The following is a 20,319-nucleotide window of genomic DNA, read 5'->3' as shown; positions in this document are numbered from 1 at the left end:
CCGGCAGCCGCGCGGACTGCCCAAGGATGAGCAGCGCACGTCATGCCCAGCGCAGCGCCGTCGCACCGGTACGACCGGAGGGGACTTTCATGAGCGAGACCGACGAACCGAACTGGCCCGCCGACGAACAGGTCGCCGAGGCCCTGGGGAGCGCCGCCCGTATCACCCTCGCGCCAGGCCCGAGGGAGGCCAGGGAGGCACCCGCCGAGGCGCCCGCGCCGGACGAGGAGTGGACGCTGCCGGGCGGCACCGCCTGGGTCTACCTCGCCGACCGGGACAAGGGCCTGACCCGCCCGGTGATCCTCGCCGACGGCTTCAACTCGGGGCCCAGCGAGCTGGACTTCTCGTGGGAGATCCTGGAACGCGGACCGTACCCGTTCCTGAGTGAACTGCGCGCGAAGGGCCGCGACGTCGTCCTGCTCGGCTTCGACGAGCGCAGCGCCTCCATCCTGGACAACGCCGAGGTCGCCCGCGCCGCGATCCGCGAGGCCCTCGCGCGCCGGCAGGGCGACCACCCGCTGGCCGTCGGCGGGTTCAGCATGGGCGGCCTGGTCACGCGGTACGCGCTGGCCAAGATGGAGCACGAGGGCGGCGCGGAGAACGACCACCAGACCGCCCTCTACTTCTCGTACGACAGCCCGCACCGCGGCGCCTGGATCCCGATCGCGCTGCAGTCGTTCGCGCACTACATCCGCAAGCTCAACGCGGCGTTCTCGCACCAGATGAACAGCCCGGCCGCGCGCCAGCTGCTGTGGCAGCACATCAGTGAGTGGGGCGACGCCCCGGAGACCGACAAGGAGCGCGGCACGTTCCTCGCGGAGCTGGAGCGGGTGGGCGGCTGGCCGTCGAAGCCCCGGAAGATCGGCGTCGCCAACGGCGTGCGCATCGGCGAGAGCAACGGCATCCGCCCCGGCGAGAAGGCGTTCCACGGCAAGGGGCTCGCGATCACCGGCACGCACCTGTTCACGCAGGCGGCGGGCGAGGACGAACTCGTCGCGCAGCTGCGGGTGGTGACCCTGCGCAGGCCGCGCATCCGCACCTCGGGCCTGCCCGAGGTCGACGGCGCGCCGGGCGGCACGCTGGAGGGCTTCGGCATCCTCGCCGACGAACTCGACAAGATCCCCGCGCTGATCGGCCTCGGCTCCGAGGCGGACATCCGCGCCCACTGCTTCGTCCCGACGGTCAGCGCGATCGCCCTGCGGGACATCGACACCCACGAGAAGCTCTACGCCCCGGTGTCGGCGTCCGAGGACGCGGAGAGCGACCTGGACGAGTTCCTCTGCGCCTCCCGGAACGAGCCCCACACGCTGGTGACGGAGGAGCTCTGCACCTGGCTCCTGGACCGTCTGCCGTAGTGGGCCGCGAGGATTCAGACGTGCCGTTCCGCGTACGTACGGGATCCTTGTACCTGCTTGAGGGGGCGGTTGAGGGGGCGGTTGAGGGGGCGGCCATGCGCACGATGACCTACGCGGCTGTGACGCCACGGTCACGGCAACGAGGGCATCGGTAAGCCGGAACCTCTGAAGCACGGGTTCCGGGCTACTGGTCCCGCCGCATCACCGACGAGCAGCGGCTCGTCCACAAGGTCGTCGAGGACGGGATGCGCGTCGCGGCCTGCCGCCATCGCTACGCACGCCGAACCGGTATCCACGAAAGCCCGAGGGCGGTACCCCTTCCTGAGAAGGGGTACCGCCCTCGGGTCGCGTAGAGCGATGAACCGCCGATCCGCCGAAGGGGATCAGAAGTCCATGTCACCGCCCGGCATGCCGCCGCCGGCCGGGGCAGCGCCCGCCTTCTCCGGCTTGTCGGCGATGACGGCCTCGGTGGTGAGGAACAGCGCGGCGATGGAGGCGGCGTTCTGCAGGGCAGAGCGCGTCACCTTCGCCGGGTCGAGGATGCCCTCGGCGATCATGTCCACGTACTCACCGGTCGCGGCGTTGAGGCCGTGGCCGACGGTGAGGTTGCGGACCTTCTCCACGACGACGCCACCCTCGAGACCACCGTTGACGGCGATCTGCTTGAGCGGGGCCTCCAGGGCGAGCTTCACGGCGTTGGCGCCGGTCGCCTCGTCACCCTCGAGCTCGAGCTTCTCGAAGACCGCGGAGGCCTGGAGGAGGGCCACGCCACCACCGGCGACGATGCCCTCTTCGACGGCCGCCTTCGCGTTGCGAACGGCGTCCTCGATGCGGTGCTTGCGCTCCTTGAGCTCGACCTCGGTCGCGGCACCGGCCTTGATGACCGCAACACCGCCGGCGAGCTTCGCCAGGCGCTCCTGCAGCTTCTCGCGGTCGTAGTCGCTGTCCGAGTTCTCGATCTCGGCGCGGATCTGGTTGACGCGACCCTGGACCTGGTCGCTCTCACCGGAGCCGTCGACGATCGTCGTCTCGTCCTTGGTGATGACGACCTTGCGGGCGCGGCCGAGCAGGTCGAGACCGGCGTTCTCCAGCTTGAGGCCGACCTCCTCGGAGATGACGGTGCCACCGGTGAGGATGGCGATGTCGCCGAGCATGGCCTTGCGGCGGTCACCGAAGCCCGGGGCCTTGACGGCGACGGACTTGAACGTGCCACGGATCTTGTTGACGACCAGGGTCGACAGGGCCTCGCCCTCGACGTCCTCGGCGATGATCAGCAGCGGCTTGCCGGACTGCATGACCTTCTCGAGGAGCGGAAGGAGGTCCTTCACGTTCGAGATCTTCGAGTTGACGATCAGGATGTACGGGTCGTCGAGCGACGCCTCCATACGCTCCATGTCGGTGGCGAAGTACGCCGAGATGTAGCCCTTGTCGAAGCGCATGCCCTCGGTGAGCTCAAGCTCGAGCCCGAAGGTCTGCGACTCCTCGACGGTGATGACGCCTTCCTTGCCGACCTTGTCCATCGCCTCGGCGATGAGCTCGCCGATCTGGGTGTCGGCGGCGGAGATGGAGGCCGTCGAAGCGATCTGCTCCTTGGTCTCCACGTCCTTGGCCTGCTCGAGCAGGGCGCCGGAGACGGCCTCGACGGCCTTCTCGATGCCGCGCTTGAGGGCCATCGGGTTGGCGCCGGCCGCGACGTTGCGCAGGCCTTCCTTGACGAGCGCCTGGGCGAGGACGGTCGCGGTCGTCGTGCCGTCACCGGCGACGTCGTCCGTCTTCTTCGCGACCTCCTTGACCAGCTCGGCGCCGATCTTCTCGTACGGGTCCTCGAGCTCGATCTCCTTGGCGATGGAAACACCATCGTTGGTGATCGTGGGGGCGCCCCACTTCTTCTCGAGGACGACGTTGCGACCCTTGGGGCCCAGGGTCACCTTGACGGCGTCGGCGAGCTGGTTCATGCCGCGCTCGAGGCCGCGCCGTGCCTCCTCGTCGAACGCGATGATCTTGGCCATGTGAAGTGGTCCTCCCGGACGGGGTGGAAACGCAAACGGATCGTGCTGGTGCCCGCGACGGACGGCCTGCAGCCCTTGTGGTTCCTTGCCCCACCCGGTCTGCGGGCCTCACCGACCCGATCCAAGTTCTGTCACTCTCACGCGGAGAGTGCTAAGCCCAATGATTAGCACTCGACCCCTGCGAGTGCAAGCGCCTCTCACGGATCTCGGACAGCTCCCGGGGCGCGTGCCCGGCGCCCCGGGGGCGCACACCGCGGCGCCCGGCGCCGCACGTACGAGGGGCCCGGCGCCGCACGCACGAGGCGCCCGGCACCGCACACACGAGGGGCCCGTACCCCTGACGGGATACGAGCCCCTCGCGATGCTTGCTTCGGTGGTCGGTCGCGCCGAGCTAGACGGCGAGTTTGACCATGTCCGCCTGCGGACCCTTCTGGCCCTGCGAGATCTCGAATTCGACTCGCTGACCTTCTTCAAGGGTGCGGTACCCGTCCATCTGGATCGCGCTGTAGTGGACGAAAACATCCGCACCACCGTCGACCGCGATGAAGCCGTACCCCTTCTCCGCGTTGAACCACTTGACGGTGCCCTGAGCCATGCCTAACTCCCCTATTACTGGCCCTTGCACAGGACCGCACTTCGCGGACCCGGGTCAGACCTCACCCCCCACTGATTGGGGGTGTGCGCCGGAACGCGTCGACCGCCGCTGAATGTATCTGTCCAACTGCCGTCTGCAACAGGTCAATCGGACGAGAATTCTGGGCACGCCCGATCGGTAATATGCGGAGAATTCGCTGGAATTCAGGGCAAGTCGGGCCAGGCAAATGCCGCACAAGGTTCAAATGGGCAGCGCTCTTTGGCTACTTCTTGTCGACTCCGGGCCGACTTCGTATATGCGCTCGGCACTAACGGCGAAGCACGCTTCCCAACTGTACCGCGCTCAACCATGCAGAATTGCCCCCTCCGTTTCTCGTACGGAGGGGGCAATTCAGATAACGCAGGGTACTTGCGAAAAGATCAGCCGCCGGCGACGGCGGGAATGATCGAGACGCCGGCGCCGTCCGGCGTCGCGGTCTCGAGGCCCTGCTCGAAACGGACGTCGTCGTCGTTGACGTACACGTTCACGAAGCGGCGGAGCTTGCCCTGGTCGTCCAGGACGCGGGCGGCGATGCCGTTGTGGTTCTTCTCCAGGTCGGCGATGACCTCACCGAGGGTCGCCCCCTCGGCGGCGACCTCGGACTTGCCGCCGGTGTAGGTGCGAAGAATGGTGGGGATGCGAACGTTGACGCTCATGGTGTTCACCTCAGAAGTACGGAGTACGGGGGTGGGGCGCCCCTGAACGGGGCGCGGGGGACCGCGCGAGGACGGACCACGACCGGCAGTCGGCGACGCCGGTCAGGCCCTGCGGCGGCTAACCGGCGAGACCCGCGGAGCGGAACGCCTCGAGGCTCGGCTTGATCGTCGCGGTGGCCTGCGAGGTCTCGGCGACAGCGTCCAGCGTCTTGAGGCCGTCCCCCGTGTTGAGGACCACCGTGGTCAGCGAGGGATCGATGAGCCCCGCGTCGACGAGCTTCTTCGTGACGCCCACGGTGACCCCGCCCGCCGTCTCGGCGAAGATCCCTTCCGTACGGGCGAGAAGCTTGATCGCCTCGACGACCTGCTCGTCGTTCACGTCCTCCACCGCACCGCCCGTGCGGCGCGCGATGTCGAGGACGTACGGGCCGTCGGCCGGGTTGCCGATCGCCAGGGACTTGGCGATGGTGTCCGGCTTCTGCGGGCGCACCACGTCGTGGCCGGCCTTGAAGGCCGTGGACACCGGGGAGCAGCCCTCGGCCTGCGCGCCGAAGATCTTGTAGGGCTTGTCCTCGACCAGGCCGAGCGCGATGAGCTCCTTGAGCCCCTTGTCGATCTTCGTGAGCTGTGAGCCCGAGGCGATCGGGATGACGAGCTGGTCGGGCAGCTCCCAGCCGAGCTGTTCGCAGATCTCGTACGCGAGGGTCTTGGAACCCTCGCCGTAGTACGGCCGCAGGTTGACGTTGACGAAGCCCCAGCCCTCGCCCAGTGGGTCGCCGATGAGCTCGGAGCAGAAGCGGTTCACGTCGTCGTAGTTGCCCTCGATGCCGACGAGCTCGCCGCCGTAGACCGCGGCCATGACGACCTTGCCCTGCTCCAGGTCGTGCGGGATGAACACGCAGGAGCGGAAGCCGGCGCGGGCGGCGGCGGCGCCGACGGCGCCCGCGAGGTTGCCGGTGGAGGAGCAGGACAGGGTGGTGAAGCCGAAGGCGCGCGCCGCTTCGAGCGCCTGCGCGACGACGCGGTCCTTGAAGGAGTGCGTCGGGTTTCCGGAGTCGTCCTTGACGAACAGCTTGCCCGCGTCGACGCCGAGTTCGGCGGCGAGGTTGTCGGCCTTGACCAGCTTGGTCCAGCCCGGGTTGAGGTTCGGCTTGTCGGCCACGTCGGCGGGGACGGGCAGCAGGGGGGCGTAGCGCCAGATGTTGGCGGGTCCCGCCTCGATCTGCTTGCGGAGGGACTCCGGGTCGCCGAGCGGCAGGTCGTAGGCGACTTCGAGGGGGCCGAAACACTCGACGCAGGCGAAGATCGGACCGAGCGGGAACTTGGTGCCGCACTCACGGCAGGAGAGGCCGGAGGCGGGGCCGAGGTCTACGGAAGAGGTGGTGTTCTCAGTGGCGACAGTCTGCACAGCCATGGAGGCGAGGCCCTTTCTCCTCATCTTCCTCGCGACGCATCTCGCCGCGAGACGGAATTGGCACCTTCCCGAGCCGGGAGCCTCGCGGCGCGGATCCGATGGATCGCGTACGAGACCGGCTGGAGGGTTGCCGGGGCTTCAACGGGCCGTTTCCCTCTGCCCCTCTGGATGAGCGGTATTCGGTTGTGACGCCCGGGACCCCCGACATGCGATGGTCACCGGCGTTGTTCAAGACTGTAACCGAAGCCCCGGACCCTTGAGATAGTCGTCCGAACCGCGAGATGGATCACATATGGGAGGACCACGACCGTGCTGGAAGAGGTCGAGCACTGGCTGAGCAGGCGTTCCTGGTCCGTCGCCGACCGTCCGCCGGAGCGGCTCGTCGCCGCGAAACGGGCGTCCGGCACCTCGGTGAGCGTCGTCCTGCCCGCGCTCGACGAGGAGGCCACGGTCGGTGAGATCGTCGCCGAGATCCGCCGCGAGCTGATGGAGAAGGTGCGCCTGGTCGACGAGCTGGTGGTGGTCGACTCCGGCTCCACGGACCGCACCGCCGAGGTCGCCGCGGCGGCGGGCGCCAAGGTCGTGCACCGCGACGAGATCCTGCCGCGCATCGCGCCGGTGCCGGGCAAGGGCGAGGTGCTGTGGCGCTCGCTGCTGGTGACGGACGGCGACGTCGTGGCGTTCGTCGACGCGGACCTGCGGGAGTTCTCGGCGGACTTCGTCTCGGGGATCGTGGGTCCCCTGCTCACGGACCCGGACGTGGACTTCGTGAAGGCGATGTACGACCGCCCGCTGGGCGAGGCGGCCGGGCAGGGCGGGCGGGTGACGGAGCTGATGGCGCGGCCGCTGCTGAACATGCACTGGCCGCGCCTCGCGGGGTTCGTGCAGCCGCTGGGCGGCGAGTACGCGGTGCGCAGGTCGCTCCTGGAGCGGCTGCCGTTCCCGGTCGGGTACGGGGTGGAGCTGGGGCTGCTCGTGGACGCGCTGCACACGGTGGGGCTCGACGCGCTGGCGCAGGTGGACGTGGGGGTGCGCAGGCACCGGCACCAGGACGGGCAGGCGCTCGGCCGGATGGCGGCGGCGATCTACCGGACGGCGCAGCTGCGGCTGGCGCGCGGCCATCTGCTGCGTCCCGAGCTGACGCAGTTCGAGCGGGGCGAGGACGGGTTCGCGCCGCGGACGTATCCGGTCGACACGGAGGAGCGTCCGCCGATGACCGATATTGCTGAGTATGCGCGTCGTCGCGTGGCGTAACCTCAGATGATTGTCCGCTTTGCCTACATTGCCTACTTATGTGGGTCAGACATGCAGTGAAAGCCATGCGGCGGGCGGGCGTCCTCACGCTCGCCTCCGCCACCGTCGCGGCGGGCGCGCTCGTCGCGACCGCGTCGCCCGCGTCCGCGGAGGTCATCGAGCCCTTCGCCAAACGCTACGACGAATCGCTCTACGGCGACTTCAAGACCATCGGCAACACGGTCCTTGACTGCCCGACGAGCCCCGCCGACGTGGCCGCCTCCTGCAAGGAGACCCAGCAGGCCCAGGGCACCAAGAACAACAACAACTTCGTCGAGCACCGCATCGACACCGCGGGGCTCACCGGCACCTTCGACTCCAGCACCGGACAGGTGACGATCCCACCGGGCGCCACGGTCGACTACGCCCGCCTGTTCTGGGGCGGCAACGCGGGCACGCACCGCTTCGGCAACACCGTGCGCAACATCTGCGACCTCAACCGCGAGGGCAACAAGCCCGTGGACCCGGCGCCCGGCGACCCGCTCACCACGGCGCCCGTCATCCGGGTCGACGGCGGCGCGCAGAACACCGTGAGCGTCGAGAACGCGGTCCGCTCCCCCAACGCCACGCAGGGCCCGCACTACTACACCGCCGAGGCGAACGTCACCGACGCCTTCCAGGGCGTCACCACCGGCAGCCCCGTCGAGGTCGCGGTCGGCGACGTGTGGGCGCCGACCGGCCAGGGCTGCGTCGGCGGCTGGTCGCTGACCGTCGTCTACAAGTACGACGGCCCCGACGAGCAGTACGCGCCCGACCGCCGCAACGTCTACCTCTGGGGCGGCCACGTCATCCAGCGCTCGGTCAAGAAGCGCGCGGCGGCCCCCAGCGGCTCCACCACCGTCCCCGTCGACGGCTTCTACCGCACCGAGGGCGACATCCACGCCAGCGTGACGGCGTACGAGGGCGACTGGAACACCAAGGGCGACCAGTTCCTGGTCGACGACAAGCCCGTCACCGAGCCGCACACCGGCAGGACGGACAACTTCTTCATCAGTGAGGACGACGGCGCGGTCAAGCCGAAGTACCGCAACAACCTGAGCATCGACGCCAAGGCGTTCGAGGTGCCGGACGGCGCGATCCCCGTCGGCGCCAAGTCGGCCGACCTGACCTTCACCAGCACCGGCGACGTGTACGTCCCCTCCCAGCTGGCCCTCTCCGTGCCGGTGCCGGACCTGGAGGTCACCAAGACCGCGTCGCCGGCCAAGATCAAGCCGGGCGGCAGGCTGACGTACACGGTCAAGGCGAAGAACATCAGCAAACTGCCCTACCCGGGCGCGAAGTTCAGCGACGACCTGAGCGGCAACCTCGACGACGCGACGTACAACGAGGACGCGAAGGCCTCCACCGGCACCGTCTCGTACACGAAACCCAAGATCGGGTACGTCGGGGACATCGGACCCGGCGAGACCGCGACGGTCACCTACTCGGTCACCGTCAACGACCCGGTCAGCGGGGACGGCAAGCTGCTCAACAACGTCGACGTGGAGACCCCGCGCTCCAACTGCGAGAAGGGCAGCAGCGACCCGAACTGCTCCTCCGACCCGGTCATCGACGCCCCGCAGCCGCCGCTCACCGTCGTCTCCTCACCCGCCCGCAGGACCGTCCCGGCCTGCGGAGCCACCACCAACACCATCACCCTGAAGAACCCCTCGCGCAGCCCGCGCCTCGGTGCCTCCGCCTCGTGGCCCGTGACCCGCGGCTCCCGGCCCGTCGCGAGCTCCGGGAAGGTCGTCAAGCAGGGCTCCCGGTACGTGTGGACGGGCGCGGTCCGCGCCAAGGGCAAGGTCACCATCACCCAACAAGTCAAGGTGTCGTGTACTCCCGGCAAGGTCACCGTCCTCACCGTGACCGCTCCGGGCAGCAACTGCGCCAAGACGCGGCGCGGCGGCGACGACCCGTGCACCACGGCGATCCTCGCCCAGCGGGTGCAGGCGCGGCCCGCCCCGCAGCAGCCCGGCCAGGAGGGGCAGCCCGGCCGGCAGGGGCAGCCGCAGACCGGTGCGGGCGGTGAGCTCGCCGAGACCGGCGACTCCACCACCCTGCTGTACGGCGGGGCCGCGGCCGCGCTGTGCGGGCTCGGCATGCTGGTGCTCGCCACGGTGCGCCGGCGCCGCGACTGACCCGCACGGCACGGAGCACACGGCGGCCGGCCTCCCCGGGAAGGGGAGTCCGGCCGCCGTACGTTTGAGCGTTTCCCGGACGGGCTACGTTCTGCCACATGGTCTCCGAGTCCGCATCGCCCGCAGCGCAGGTCCTGGTCGCGTCCAACCGCGGCCCCGTCACGTACACCGTGGGGGAGGACGGCGAGCTGACCGCCAAGCGCGGCGGGGGCGGCCTGGTCTCCGGCCTCAGCGCCATCGGCGACGAGGCCGACGCCCTGTGGGTGTGCGCGGCCCTCGGCGACGGGGACCGCGAGGCGGTGCGGCGCGGCGTCGGGGAACCGGGCGTACGGATGCTCGACATCGACGCCGACGTCCACGCGGACGCGTACAACGGCATCGCCAACTCGGTGCTCTGGTTCGTCCACCACCTGCTGTACCAGACACCGCTGGAGCCGGCCTTCGGACCGGAGTTCCGCGCCCAGTGGGCGGCGTACGAGACGTACAACCGCGCCTTCGCCGAGGCGCTGGCCGCCGAGGCGGCGCCGGGGGCCGCGGTCCTCGTGCAGGACTACCACCTGGCGCTCGTGCCCGGCATGCTGCGCGAGCTCCGCGAGGACCTGCGCATCGGCCACTTCTCGCACACCCCGTGGGCGCCGGTCGACTACTTCCGGATGCTGCCGGACGACGTCGCCGAACAGCTGCTGCGCGGGATGCTCGGCGCCGACCGGCTCGGCTTTTTGACCGGGCGGTGGGCGGACGCGTTCACCGAGTGCTGCGTGCGGATCGTCGGCGGGATCTCCGGCACCCGGATCGGCGTGCACGGGCTCGGCGCCGACGCGGACTTCCTGCGGGAGCGGTCGCGGCGGGACGACGTCGAGGAGCGGATGCGGGCGCTGCGCGAGCAGGCGGGCGCGGACCGCAAGCTGATCGTCCGGGTGGACAGGACCGAGCTGTCCAAGAACATCGTGCGGGGCCTGCTCGCCTACCGCGAGCTCCTGGACACCCGCCCCGAGTGGCGCGAGCGCGTCGTGCACGTCGCGTTCGCCTACCCCTCCCGGCAGGACCTGGCGGTGTACCGCGACTACACGGCGGAGGTCGCCCGGGTCGCCGAGGAGATCAACGACCGGTACGGGACGCCCGGCTGGACCCCGGTCCTGCTGCACGTCGAGGACGACTTCGCCCGCTCGCTGGCGGCCTACCGGATGGCGGACGTGGCCCTGGTCAACCCCATCCGCGACGGCATGAACCTCGTCGCCAAGGAGGTCCCCGTCGTCTCCGACGAGGGCTGCGCGCTGGTCCTCTCGCGGGAGGCGGGCGCGTACGAGGAGCTGGCCGACGACGCGCTCACCGTGAACCCCTACGACGTGACGGCCACGGCACGGGCCCTGCACACGGGCCTGCTGATGCCCGCCGACGAGCGTGCCGAGCGCACCAAGCGGCTCGCGGCGGCGGCGACGGCGCTGCCGCCCGCGCAGTGGTTCCTGGACCAGCTGCGGGCGCTCACGGGCTGACCCCGGCAGTCCAAGGACAGCTTCCGTTTGTCCATGGGCGCGGCCACGCGGGCGTCACTACGGTCCACCGCATGACCCTGCGTCGCACGAGCATCGTGATCCTCACCGTCCTCGCCGCGTCGGGCGCGGGCCTGGTTCCGGCCGCCGCCGCGCGCACCGGCACGGCGTACCACGTCGACTGCGCGAAGGGCGACGACGCCGCGTCCGGCACCTCCGCCGGGTCGGCCTGGCGCACCGTCGCCAAGGCCAGCGGCCACTCCTTCGGCCCGGGTGACCGGCTCCTGCTCAAGCGGGGCACAAGCTGCACGGGGGTGCTGGCTCCCAAAGGTGCGGGTGCGGCCGGCGCCCCCGTGCTGATCGACGCGTACGGCAGCAAGCGGGCGGCCAAGCCGCGCATCGAGGGCCAGGGCGCCCGCGCGGCCCTGCACCTGGTGAACACCGAGCAGTGGGAGATCCGCAACCTGGACCTCTCCAACACCGGACCCGCCACCACCACCGAGCGCCGCGCGGGCCTGTACGTCCAGCTCACCGACTACGGCGTGGCCCGCCACTTCGTCGTCGAGGGGGTGGACGTGCACGACGTGAACGGCGCCGACCTCAAGGACCCGGACCCCTCCGGCGGCATCCTCTTCGTCGTCCAGGGCACGGCGAAACCCACCCGCTTCGACGGGGTGCGCGTGGCGGACTCCACCGTGCGCCACGTCGACCGCACCGGCATCGCCACCGCCTCCACCTGGGGCCGGGACGTCGAGGGCGCCAACTGGCTGTCCACCGGTGTGGAGTTCCGGCGCAACCAGGTGTACGACGTGGGCGGCGACGGCATCGTCGTGCAGAAGGCCCGCGGGGCGCTGGCCGAGCACAACTACGTCGACGGCTTCAACAGGCGCTCGGCGGGCTACAACGCGGGTCTGTGGGCGTGGCAGTCCGACGACGTCGTCTACCAGTACAACGAGGTGACGGGCGGCCACGGGACGCGCGACTCCATGGCGTACGACATCGACGGCGGCAACCACCGCAACGTCTACCGGTACAACTACAGCCACGACAACGAGGGCGGCTTCCTCCTCGTCTGCAACGCCGAGGACACCGTGAGCGACGGCAACCGGGTCCACGACAACATCAGCGTCAACGACCGGAACACCGCATCGCCCTACGCCGTGATCTCCGTGGTGTGCGGCGCCTCCACGGACACCTCGATCTACCGCAACACCGTGGTCACCAACCGCTCCGACACGGCCCTGGTGTCCAACAACGGGCCGACGGGCGTCACCTTCCGCGACAACATCTTCGTCGGCGCGCCCACCGGCTCCGGCTCCCCCATCAAGGACACGGTCAGCACGTACGAGGGCAACCTGTACTGGCGCACCGCCCAGCCCCGCGACCCGAAGGCCGTGAACGCCGACCCGCGCCTGCGCTCCGCCGCGCCGGGCGCCCCCGGCGACGTGCGCCTGAGGGACGGCTCACCGGCGCGGGGCGCGGGCACGGCGCCCGCCGACGGCACGCCGTACGACTACTTCGGGAACCCGATCCCCGACCCGCCCAACATCGGTGCCGATCAGTCGAGTCGAGCGGCGATCCCCGCCAGCAGCCGCACGACGCCGGCCGGTCCGTCGACGACCAGGTCGGCCCGCCCGGCCAGCTCGGCGACCTCGCCGCTGCCGCTGCACACGAGCAGGCCCGCGACGCCGTCCGAGCGGAGCTTCTCCACGGCGCCGAAGGCGGGCAGGTCGCCGAGGTCGTCGCCCGCGTAGAGGACGGACTCGGCGCCCACCTCGCGCAGGTACTCGCCGAGCGCCACGCCCTTGTCCATGCCGGGCGGCCTGAGCTCCAGGACCATGCGGCCCGGCTCGACGATCAGGCCGTGCCGGTTGGCCAGCTCGGCGAGCGGCTCGCGCAGCGCCTCGAAGGCCGCCTGCGGGTCCGCGGCGCGGCGCGTGTGGACGGCGACGGCGCGGCCCTTCTCCTCGATCCAGGTGCCGCGCCAGGCGCCGATCGCGTCGAGGACCCCGGGGAGTTCGGCGCGCACGGCCGCGACCCCGGGGTGCGGCTCGGCGGCGTGCACCGTGCCGGTGACGGCGTCCCAGCGCTCGGCGCCGTAGTGCCCGAGGACCACGAGGTGCGCGAGGCCAGGCACGCCCGCGAAGCCGCCGTAGCGCACGGCGACGCCCGCGGGGCGGCCCGTGACCACGGCGACCGAGCGCAGGCGCGGGGCGAGGGCGGCGAGCGCGGGCACGGCGTCGGGGTGGGCGCGGGCCTGCTCGGGGTCGGGCACGATCGCGGCGAGCGTGCCGTCGAAGTCGAGGGCCACGACGGCCCGTTCGGGCCGGGCGAGGAGCGCGGCGAGGCCGTCGCGCCCGGCGGGCGTCACGGGCTCGGGCAGTCCGGATCCGGCGGGCTGCGCGTACGTAGAGTCACCCATGGGCCCGACCTTAACGGCGTCAGCGCTCGTCGCGCCGTGACTCCCGCACCCGGCGCAGCCGATTGACCGTAATCGGGTCGTGGGCGAGCGCCCGCGCGTCGTCCAGGAGGGCGTTCAGGACCTGGTAGTAGCGCACCGGCACCATGCCGAGCTCCTCACGGATGGCGCGTTCCTTGGCGCCGGGACCCGGCCACTGACGCCGTTCCAGGGCCAGGACCGCGCGGTCCCGCTCGGAGAGTTCCACCGGCTCCTGTTCGCTCATGCCGCCACGCTATTCCGCGCTCTCCTCGGAGACCGCGCGGCTCTGGATCCTGGCGAGGACCGATTCGGGCGTCCCGCCCTTCTCGACGGTCTTGCCGATGTCCTTCTTGATGTCGGCGGAGACCTGCGCCCAGGACGTCTTGCCCACCGGGTAGAGCTGCGAGGTCGGGAGTTCCTTGAGGAACTTGCCGAGCTCGGTGTCGCCCCGGTCCTTGGCCATCGCCTGGGACGCGGACGTCGTCACGGGCAGGATGTCGTACTCGTTGGAGAACTCGAGCACGCTCTTCTTGCTGTAGGCGTAGTCGAGGAACTTGCCGACCTCCTGGCGGTGGCCGTTCTGCTTGAACGCCATCATCCAGTCGGCGACGCCCATCGTGGCCTGCGCCTTGCCGTTGACGCCGGGCGCCGGCACCATGCCGAACTTCACGCCCTTCTTGGCGGCCATCTTCATCAGCGTCGGGTGGCCGTTGAGCATGCCGACCTCGCCGCGCGAGAACGCCGCGAAGGCATCGGCGCGGTTCATCTTGCCGGGTGCCGTGGGGCCGGTCAGGCCCTCGCCGACGAGCTCGTCCCTGAGCCAGGCGAACGTCTTGGCGTTCTGCTGGGAGTCGATGTCGTAGGAGTTGACGTTGTCGGTGTAGCCACCGCCGCCGCTGAGCATCCACATCAGCGTCTCGGCGGGCGCCTCCTCCGGGCCCAGCGGCAGCGCATAGGGGATCTTCACGCCGCGCGCCTTGAGGGCCTTCGCGTCGGACTGCAGCTCGCTCCAGCTCTGCGGCGGCGTGAGGCCCGCGTCCTTGAAGAGCTTGGTGTTGTAGAAGAGCAGGCGGGTGGAGGAGGCGAACGGCATGCCGTACTGGATGCGGTTGACCTCGCCGGCCTGGGCGAGCGGGCCCAGGAAGTCGGCCTGGGTGGCGATCGAGACGAGCTCGTCGGCCTCGTAGAGCTTGCCCTGCGCGGCGTAGTCGGCGTACGCGCCGATCTGTGCCATGTCGGGGGCCTCGCCCTTCTTGACCATCTCCTTGACCTTGCGGTCCACGTCGTTCCAGGAAAGGACGCTCACCTCGACCTTGATGTCGGGGTTCTCCTTCTCGAAGCCCTGGACCACCTTGTCCCAGTACTTCTTCGAGCTGTTCGCCGCGGAGTCGCCGTAGTCGGCGGCCACCAGCTTGAGGGTGACGTCGCCGGAGTCGCCCGGACCGCCGCAGCCGGCGAGTACGCCCGCCATGCCCAGTACGGCCACCGCCGCGGTCAGTCCTGTCACGCGCCGCTGCACAGCTGTCCCACCCTCATTGCTTCCGCGATCCGGGGCGTCTCGCCCCCATGCTCTTGAACTGCGAGTTTCCCCCGCGTACGGACACAAGGTCTACACCACCCGCGTATCACTTGTGCAACGGGCCCGTGCAGCGGCCCCGCACCGCGGGCCACCGGTCGTCGCACCATCGCCGTCCATTGCCGCGCACGCCCGGTGGCTGCTATGCACGTGACGTTCATGCACAGCACATCGGAAATCCCGCACCAGTCCCGCACTGACGAGGAGCCTCGGCGCATGTCGCGTACCGCAGAAGAAATAGCAACCCAGCCCGCGTGCTGGCACCGGGCGGTGGAGGCGGCGGCCGCCTTCGACGGCCTGCCGAAGACGGGTGAGCGGGTCGCCGTCACCGGGTGCGGGACCTCGTGGTTCATGGCCATCGCCTACGCGGCGCTGCGCGAGGCCGCGGGCCTCGGCGAGACCGACGCGTTCGCCTCGTCGGAGTTCCCCGCGGGCCGCACCTACGACCGGGTCGTGGCGATCACCCGCTCCGGCACGACGACGGAGGTCCTCGAACTCCTGGGACAGCTGAAGGGCACCGTGCCGACGGTGGCGCTGACCGCCGACCCCAAGACGCCCGTCATGGACGCGGCCGACGCGGTGGCCGTCCTGGACTGGGCGGACGAGGAGTCGGTCGTCCAGACCCGCTTCGCCACCACGGCCCTCGCCTTCCTGCGGGCCGGGCTCGGCTACATCCCCGGCATGAAGACGGTGGCCGAGGCGGCCGTCGACGCGGAGCTCGCGGTGACCGAGCCGCTGCCGGCCGCGGTGCTCGGCGCGGAGCAGTGGACGTTCCTGGGGCGCGGCTGGACGTACGGCCTCGCCCTGGAGGCGGCGCTGAAGATGCGGGAGGCCGCGGGCGCCTGGACGGAGTCCTACCCGGCGATGGAGTACCGCCACGGCCCGATCTCCATCACCGGGCCCGGCCGCGTGGCGTGGATGTTCGGCCTGCTCCCCGACGGCCTCGCGGAGGACGTGGCGCGCGTCGGCGGCGAGCTCGTCGCCCGCCAGGAGGCGGACCCGCTGGCGGACCTGGTCCGCGCCCAGCGGCTCGCCGTGGCCCTCGCGGAGTCCCGCGGCTTCGACCCGGACCGCCCGCGCAACCTGACGCGGAGCGTCATCCTCAGCTAGGGCGGGTGCCGGAAGGGGTGTCCGGCGCGGGTTCAAGTCGGGCACCCCCACCGAAAAGGACCTTCGGTCCGCCATACGTGGCCGGAGTGGACTAGACCTCTTGCGGGTGACGCGGGAGACTGTCCCCCGTGAGACACGTCATCGCCCTCGATGTGGGCGGCACCGGAATGAAGGCCGCCCTGGTGGGGGCGGACGGCACGCTGCTGCACGAGGCGCGCCGCCCCACGGGCCGCGAGCGCGGAGCCGACGCGGTCGTCGAGAGCATCCTCGACTTCGCCGCGGACCTCCGCGCCCACGGCATCGCCCGCTTCGGCGAACCCGCCGCCGCGGCCGGCGTCGCCGTGCCCGGCATCGTCGACGCCGAACACGGCATCGCGGTGTACGCGGCCAACCTCGGCTGGAGCGAGGTCCCCCTGCGGGACCTCCTCAGCGCCCGCCTGGCAGGCGCCCCCGTCGCCCTCGGCCACGACGTCCGCACGGGCGGCCTCGCCGAGGGCCGCATCGGCGCGGGCAAGGGCTCCGACCGGTTCCTGTTCGTCCCCCTGGGCACCGGCATCGCCGGCGCCATCGGCATCGGTGGCGCCATCGAGCCCGGCGCGCACGGCTCGGCCGGCGAGATCGGCCACATCGTCGTACGCCCCGGCGGCCCGCCCTGCGGCTGCGGCCAGCGCGGCTGCCTGGAGCGCCTCGCCTCCGCCTCCGCGGTCAGCAAGGCCTGGGCCGAGGCGAGCGGCGACCCCGAGGCGGACGCCGCGGACTGCGCCAAGGCCGTGGAGTCCGGCGACCCCCGCGCCCAGGAGGTCTGGCGCGACGCCGTCGAGGCCCTCGCGGACGGCCTGCTCACCGCCCTCACTCTGCTGGACCCGCACACGCTGATCATCGGTGGCGGTCTCGCCGAGGCCGGGGAAACCTTGTTCACGCCGCTGCGGGCCGCCGTCTCGGCACGCATCGTCCAGTTCCAGACGCTGCCGGACATCGTCCCCGCGGCCCTCGGCGACACCGCCGGGTGCCTGGGGGCGGGCCTGCTCGCCTGGGACCTCATCGACCAGAAGACCGAGCCCACGGAGGTAGCCACCTGATGGCCACTAGCAAGGTTCTCGCCGGTGCACAGGTGGTTCTGCCCACCGGGACCCTCACCGAAGGACGCCTGATCGTCGACGGCACGCGCATCGGGGGGAGCGCTCCCGCGGACGCGGAGACCGTCGACCTCACGGGTCACTGGGTGGTCCCCGGCTTCGTCGACATCCACAACCACGGCGGCGGCGGCGCCTCCTTCACCTCCGGCACCGTCGAGGACGTCCTGAAGGGCGTGCACACCCACCGCCTGCACGGCACCACCACCGTCGTCGCCTCGACCGTCACCGGCGAGATGGACTTCCTCGCCGAGCGCGCCGGGGTGCTCTCCGAACTCGCCGAGCAGGGCGATCTCGCCGGCATCCACTTCGAGGGGCCCTTCATCTCGCCGTGCCGCAAGGGCGCGCACAGCGAGAACCTGCTCCGCGACCCCGACCCCGCCGACGTCCGCAAGCTCCTCGACGCGGCCCGCGGCCAGGCGAAGATGTTCACGCTCGCCACCGAGCTGCCCGGCGGCATCGACTCCGTACGCCTCCTCGCCGAGCACGGCGTGATCGCGGCCATCGGCCACACGGACGCGACGTACGAGCAGACGGTCGAGGCGATCGACGCGGGCGCCACCGTCGCCACGCACCTCTTCAACGCCATGCCGCCCATCGGCCACCGCGCCCCGGGGCCGATCACCGCGCTCCTGGAGGACGAGCGGATCACCGTCGAGCTCATCAACGACGGCACCCACCTCCACCCGGCCGCCTTCGAGCTGGCCTTCCACCACGCGGGCGCGCCCCGCGTCGCCCTCATCACCGACGCCATGGACGCGGCGGGCTTCGGCGACGGCCGCTACATGCTCGGCCCGCTGGAGGTCGAGGTGAAGGACAGCGTGGCGCGGCTCGTCGAGGGCGGCTCGATCGCGGGCTCCACGCTCACCCTGGACCGCGCGTTCAAACGCTCGGTGACCGTCGACGGGCTCTCCGTCCAGGACGCCGTCCGCGCCATCTCCGCCAACCCGGCCCGCCTCCTCGGCCTGTACGACAAGGTCGGCTCCCTGGAGCCCGGCAAGGACGCGGACCTGGTGGTCCTGGACGCGGCCTTCGACCTCAAGGGCGTGATGCGCAAGGGCGAATGGGTGGTTGCACCCTTTTAACCCCCAACTCGGGTGATTTCCGCACCCGTTCACTTGTCATGAAACACAAGGCGGTTGGCCCTGACCTCTGGGCCAACCGCCTTCTGTTTGGCATGATCAGAACCCTAGAGAGGCCGGTGGAAAGGTACTTCGGGGGTGGCACGGATGATCCTCACCGTCACGCTGAACGCGGCCCTCGACCTCACCTACCGCGTCCCCGCCCTCACCCCGCACGCCTCGCACCGCGTCACCGAGGTGACCGAACGCCCCGGCGGCAAGGGCCTGAACGTCGCCCGCGTGCTCGCCGCCCTCGGCCACGACGTGACCGTCACCGGCTTCGCGGGCGGCGACACCGGCCGCACCCTGCACGAACGGCTCGCCGCCGAACCGCGCGTCACCGACGCGCTGGCCCCGGTCGCGGGCGCCACCCGCCGCACCCTCGCCGTCGTCGACGCGGCGAGCGGCGACACCACCCAGCTCAACGAGCCGGGCCCGACCGTCACGCCCGCCGAGTGGGCCGCCTTCCTGGACTCCTACGAGGAGCTGGTGCGCCGCGACGGCCTGGCCGCGATAGCCCTCTGCGGCAGCCTGCCGCCCGGCGTCCCCGTCGGCGCGTACGGGCTGCTCGTCCGGGCCGCCCGCGCCGCCCGCGTCCCCGTCCTGCTCGACACCAGCGGCGAACCGCTGCGCCGCGGCGTCGCCGCCCGCCCCGACATCGTCAAGCCCAACGCCGACGAGCTCGCCGAGCTGACCGGCTCCCACGAACCGGACCGGGCCACCCGCGACGCCCGCCGCAGGGGTGCGCACTCGGTCGTCGCCTCGCTCGGCGCCGACGGCCTGCTCGCCGTCACCCCCGAGGGCGGCTGGCGCGCGCTGCCCCCGCGGCGGGTGCACGGCAATCCGACGGGCGCCGGCGACTCGGCGGTCGCGGGGCTGCTGTCCGGGCTCGCGGAGGGCCTGCCGTGGCCGGAGCGCCTGGCCCGCGCCGTCGCGCTGTCGGCGGCGACCGTGGCGGCGCCGGTGGCGGGCGAGTTCGACCCCTCGACGTACGAGGCGCTGTTGCCGCGGGTCACGGTGACCGGAGCCGTGACCGCCCCCACCTAGACCGCACCACCCGCACCGCCCACACCTGGACCGCACAACGGGGCGCAGCGCCCTGGGATTTGGGGAGCACCGTGCCACTGGTCAGCACCGGAGAACTCGTCGCGGAGGCCCGCGCAGGGCAGCACGGAGTCGCCGCGTTCAACGTCATCACCCTGGAGCACGCGGAGGCGGTGGCCCTCGGCGCGGAACGGGCCGGGGCCCCCGCGATCCTGCAGATATCGGAGAACGCCGTGGCGTTCCACGGCGGCAGGCTCTCCGCGATAGCGGCCGCCGCGACCGCGGTGGCCCGCGCCTCCTCGGCCCGCCTCTCCCTGCACCTGGACCACGTCACGGACGTCGAACTGCTGCGCGCGGCGCACCCGGAGGGCTTCAGCTCGGTGATGTTCGACGCGTCGAAGCTGGCGTACGGCGAGAACGTGAAGGCGACGGCTGACGCGGTGCGCTGGGGCCAGGAGCGCGGCATCTGGGTCGAGGCGGAGCTCGGCAAGGTGGGCGGCAAGGAGGGTGAGGCGCCGCTGGACGCGCACGCGCCGGGGGTGCGGACCGATCCGGCGGAGGCGGCCGCGTACGTCGCGGAGACGGGCGTGGACGCGCTCGCGGTGGCGGTGGGCTCCTCGCACGCGATGACGGAGCGCACGGCGGCCCTGGACCACGCGTTGATCGGTTCGCTGGCGGCGGCCGTGCCGGTGCCGCTCGTGCTGCACGGGTCGAGTGGCGTGCCGGACGAGGAGATCCGGCGGGCCGTCGCGTCCGGCATGGTGAAGATCAATGTCGGCACGGCCCTCAACACGGCGTTCACCGGCGAGGTCCGTGCCTACCTCGACGCCCACGACAAGGGCGTCGACCCCCGGAAGTACCTCGTCCCGGCCCGCGAGGCGATGGCCGGGACGGTGGCGGGGTTCCTGGGGCTGCTCAAGTAGC

16 protein-coding genes, 2 pseudogenes and 1 riboswitch are annotated in these 20,319 nt (G+C 71.3%); of the genes and pseudogenes, 11 read left to right on the top strand and 7 right to left on the bottom strand.

Translation table 11 applies throughout. The annotated features are described in order from the left end of the window. Window positions 1-89 precede the first annotated feature (89 nt). A complete protein-coding gene (locus ACZ592_RS18525) occupies window positions 90-1,355 on the top strand; it encodes an esterase/lipase family protein (RefSeq protein WP_471582626.1) in 1,266 nt (421 codons plus the stop codon). Window positions 1,356-1,487: 132 nt separating this feature from the next. Continuing rightward, window positions 1,488-1,636, top strand: a pseudogene (locus tag ACZ592_RS18520) (type II toxin-antitoxin system YoeB family toxin); the annotation flags it as partial. Window positions 1,637-1,738: 102 nt separating this feature from the next. Here the strand turns inward: ACZ592_RS18520 and groL are convergent. From groL to thrC, 4 genes are all read right to left on the bottom strand, one after another. Beyond that, a complete protein-coding gene (gene groL / locus ACZ592_RS18515; RefSeq protein ID WP_471582625.1) occupies window positions 1,739-3,364 on the bottom strand; it encodes a chaperonin GroEL in 1,626 nt (541 codons plus the stop codon). 391 nt (window positions 3,365-3,755) lie between these two features. Further along, window positions 3,756-3,959, bottom strand: a complete 204-nt coding sequence (locus ACZ592_RS18510) for a cold-shock protein (RefSeq protein WP_005315736.1) — start codon at window positions 3,957-3,959, stop codon at window positions 3,756-3,758. 419 nt (window positions 3,960-4,378) lie between these two features. Then, window positions 4,379-4,654, bottom strand: coding sequence for a ubiquitin-like small modifier protein 1 (locus ACZ592_RS18505; protein ID WP_471582624.1), 276 nt, complete (start codon window positions 4,652-4,654; stop codon window positions 4,379-4,381). 118 nt (window positions 4,655-4,772) lie between these two features. Then, on the bottom strand, window positions 4,773-6,092 hold the full coding sequence (gene thrC / locus ACZ592_RS18500) for a threonine synthase (RefSeq protein WP_471582623.1): 1,320 nt from the start codon (window positions 6,090-6,092) through the stop codon (window positions 4,773-4,775). After that, window positions 6,086-6,243: riboswitch (SAM riboswitch) on the bottom strand. Its footprint overlaps the gene before it by 7 nt. A gap of 134 nt (window positions 6,244-6,377) precedes the next feature. On the opposite strand from thrC, the gene ACZ592_RS18495 reads away from it, so the two are divergent. The 4 genes and pseudogenes from ACZ592_RS18495 to ACZ592_RS18480 form a co-directional block, all read left to right on the top strand. Beyond that, window positions 6,378-7,322, top strand: a complete 945-nt coding sequence (locus tag ACZ592_RS18495) for a glucosyl-3-phosphoglycerate synthase (RefSeq protein WP_471582622.1) — start codon at window positions 6,378-6,380, stop codon at window positions 7,320-7,322. A gap of 65 nt (window positions 7,323-7,387) precedes the next feature. Next, complete coding sequence (locus ACZ592_RS18490) at window positions 7,388-9,481, top strand: DUF7927 domain-containing protein (RefSeq protein ID WP_471582621.1); 2,094 nt, start codon at window positions 7,388-7,390, stop codon at window positions 9,479-9,481. Window positions 9,482-9,579: 98 nt separating this feature from the next. After that, window positions 9,580-10,974 (top strand): alpha,alpha-trehalose-phosphate synthase (UDP-forming), encoded by a 1,395-nt coding sequence (locus ACZ592_RS18485; protein ID WP_471582620.1) that lies wholly within the window; start codon window positions 9,580-9,582, stop codon window positions 10,972-10,974. 71 nt (window positions 10,975-11,045) lie between these two features. Further along, a pseudogene (locus ACZ592_RS18480) lies at window positions 11,046-12,083 on the top strand (right-handed parallel beta-helix repeat-containing protein); the annotation flags it as partial. A gap of 446 nt (window positions 12,084-12,529) precedes the next feature. Here ACZ592_RS18480 and otsB read toward each other — a convergent pair. From otsB to ACZ592_RS18465, 3 genes are read right to left on the bottom strand one after another with little or no spacing between them, the layout of a single operon-like run. Continuing rightward, window positions 12,530-13,393: a trehalose-phosphatase gene (gene otsB / locus ACZ592_RS18475; RefSeq protein ID WP_471582619.1), complete on the bottom strand. Its 864-nt coding sequence runs from the start codon at window positions 13,391-13,393 to the stop codon at window positions 12,530-12,532. 19 nt (window positions 13,394-13,412) lie between these two features. Continuing rightward, window positions 13,413-13,655: a DUF3263 domain-containing protein gene (locus tag ACZ592_RS18470; protein WP_471582618.1), complete on the bottom strand. Its 243-nt coding sequence runs from the start codon at window positions 13,653-13,655 to the stop codon at window positions 13,413-13,415. 9 nt (window positions 13,656-13,664) lie between these two features. Continuing rightward, complete coding sequence (locus tag ACZ592_RS18465; protein ID WP_471582617.1) at window positions 13,665-14,930, bottom strand: extracellular solute-binding protein; 1,266 nt, start codon at window positions 14,928-14,930, stop codon at window positions 13,665-13,667. A gap of 273 nt (window positions 14,931-15,203) precedes the next feature. On the opposite strand from ACZ592_RS18465, the gene ACZ592_RS18460 reads away from it, so the two are divergent. From ACZ592_RS18460 to ACZ592_RS18440, 5 genes are all read left to right on the top strand, one after another. Beyond that, window positions 15,204-16,097: an SIS domain-containing protein gene (locus ACZ592_RS18460; protein ID WP_471582616.1), complete on the top strand. Its 894-nt coding sequence runs from the start codon at window positions 15,204-15,206 to the stop codon at window positions 16,095-16,097. A gap of 128 nt (window positions 16,098-16,225) precedes the next feature. Further along, window positions 16,226-17,176 carry an ROK family protein gene (locus ACZ592_RS18455; RefSeq protein WP_471582615.1) on the top strand — a complete coding sequence of 317 codons (951 nt, stop codon included), beginning with the start codon at window positions 16,226-16,228 and terminating at the stop codon, window positions 17,174-17,176. Then, window positions 17,176-18,315 carry an N-acetylglucosamine-6-phosphate deacetylase gene (gene nagA, locus ACZ592_RS18450; protein ID WP_471582614.1) on the top strand — a complete coding sequence of 380 codons (1,140 nt, stop codon included), beginning with the start codon at window positions 17,176-17,178 and terminating at the stop codon, window positions 18,313-18,315. Before ACZ592_RS18455 ends, nagA begins: the two co-directional genes overlap by 1 nt. A gap of 144 nt (window positions 18,316-18,459) precedes the next feature. Then, window positions 18,460-19,398 (top strand): 1-phosphofructokinase family hexose kinase, encoded by a 939-nt coding sequence (locus ACZ592_RS18445; RefSeq protein WP_471583001.1) that lies wholly within the window; start codon window positions 18,460-18,462, stop codon window positions 19,396-19,398. A gap of 71 nt (window positions 19,399-19,469) precedes the next feature. Continuing rightward, the gene (locus ACZ592_RS18440) at window positions 19,470-20,318 is read left to right on the top strand and encodes a class II fructose-bisphosphate aldolase (protein ID WP_471582613.1); all 849 of its coding nucleotides are present in this window, start codon (window positions 19,470-19,472) and stop codon (window positions 20,316-20,318) included. Window position 20,319 lies beyond the last annotated feature (1 nt).

Source organism: Streptomyces sp. NPDC040622 (assembly GCF_055593965.1).
The sequence above is the reverse complement of the archived record's forward strand: the minus strand, read 5'-3'. Positions and strand labels throughout refer to the sequence as shown.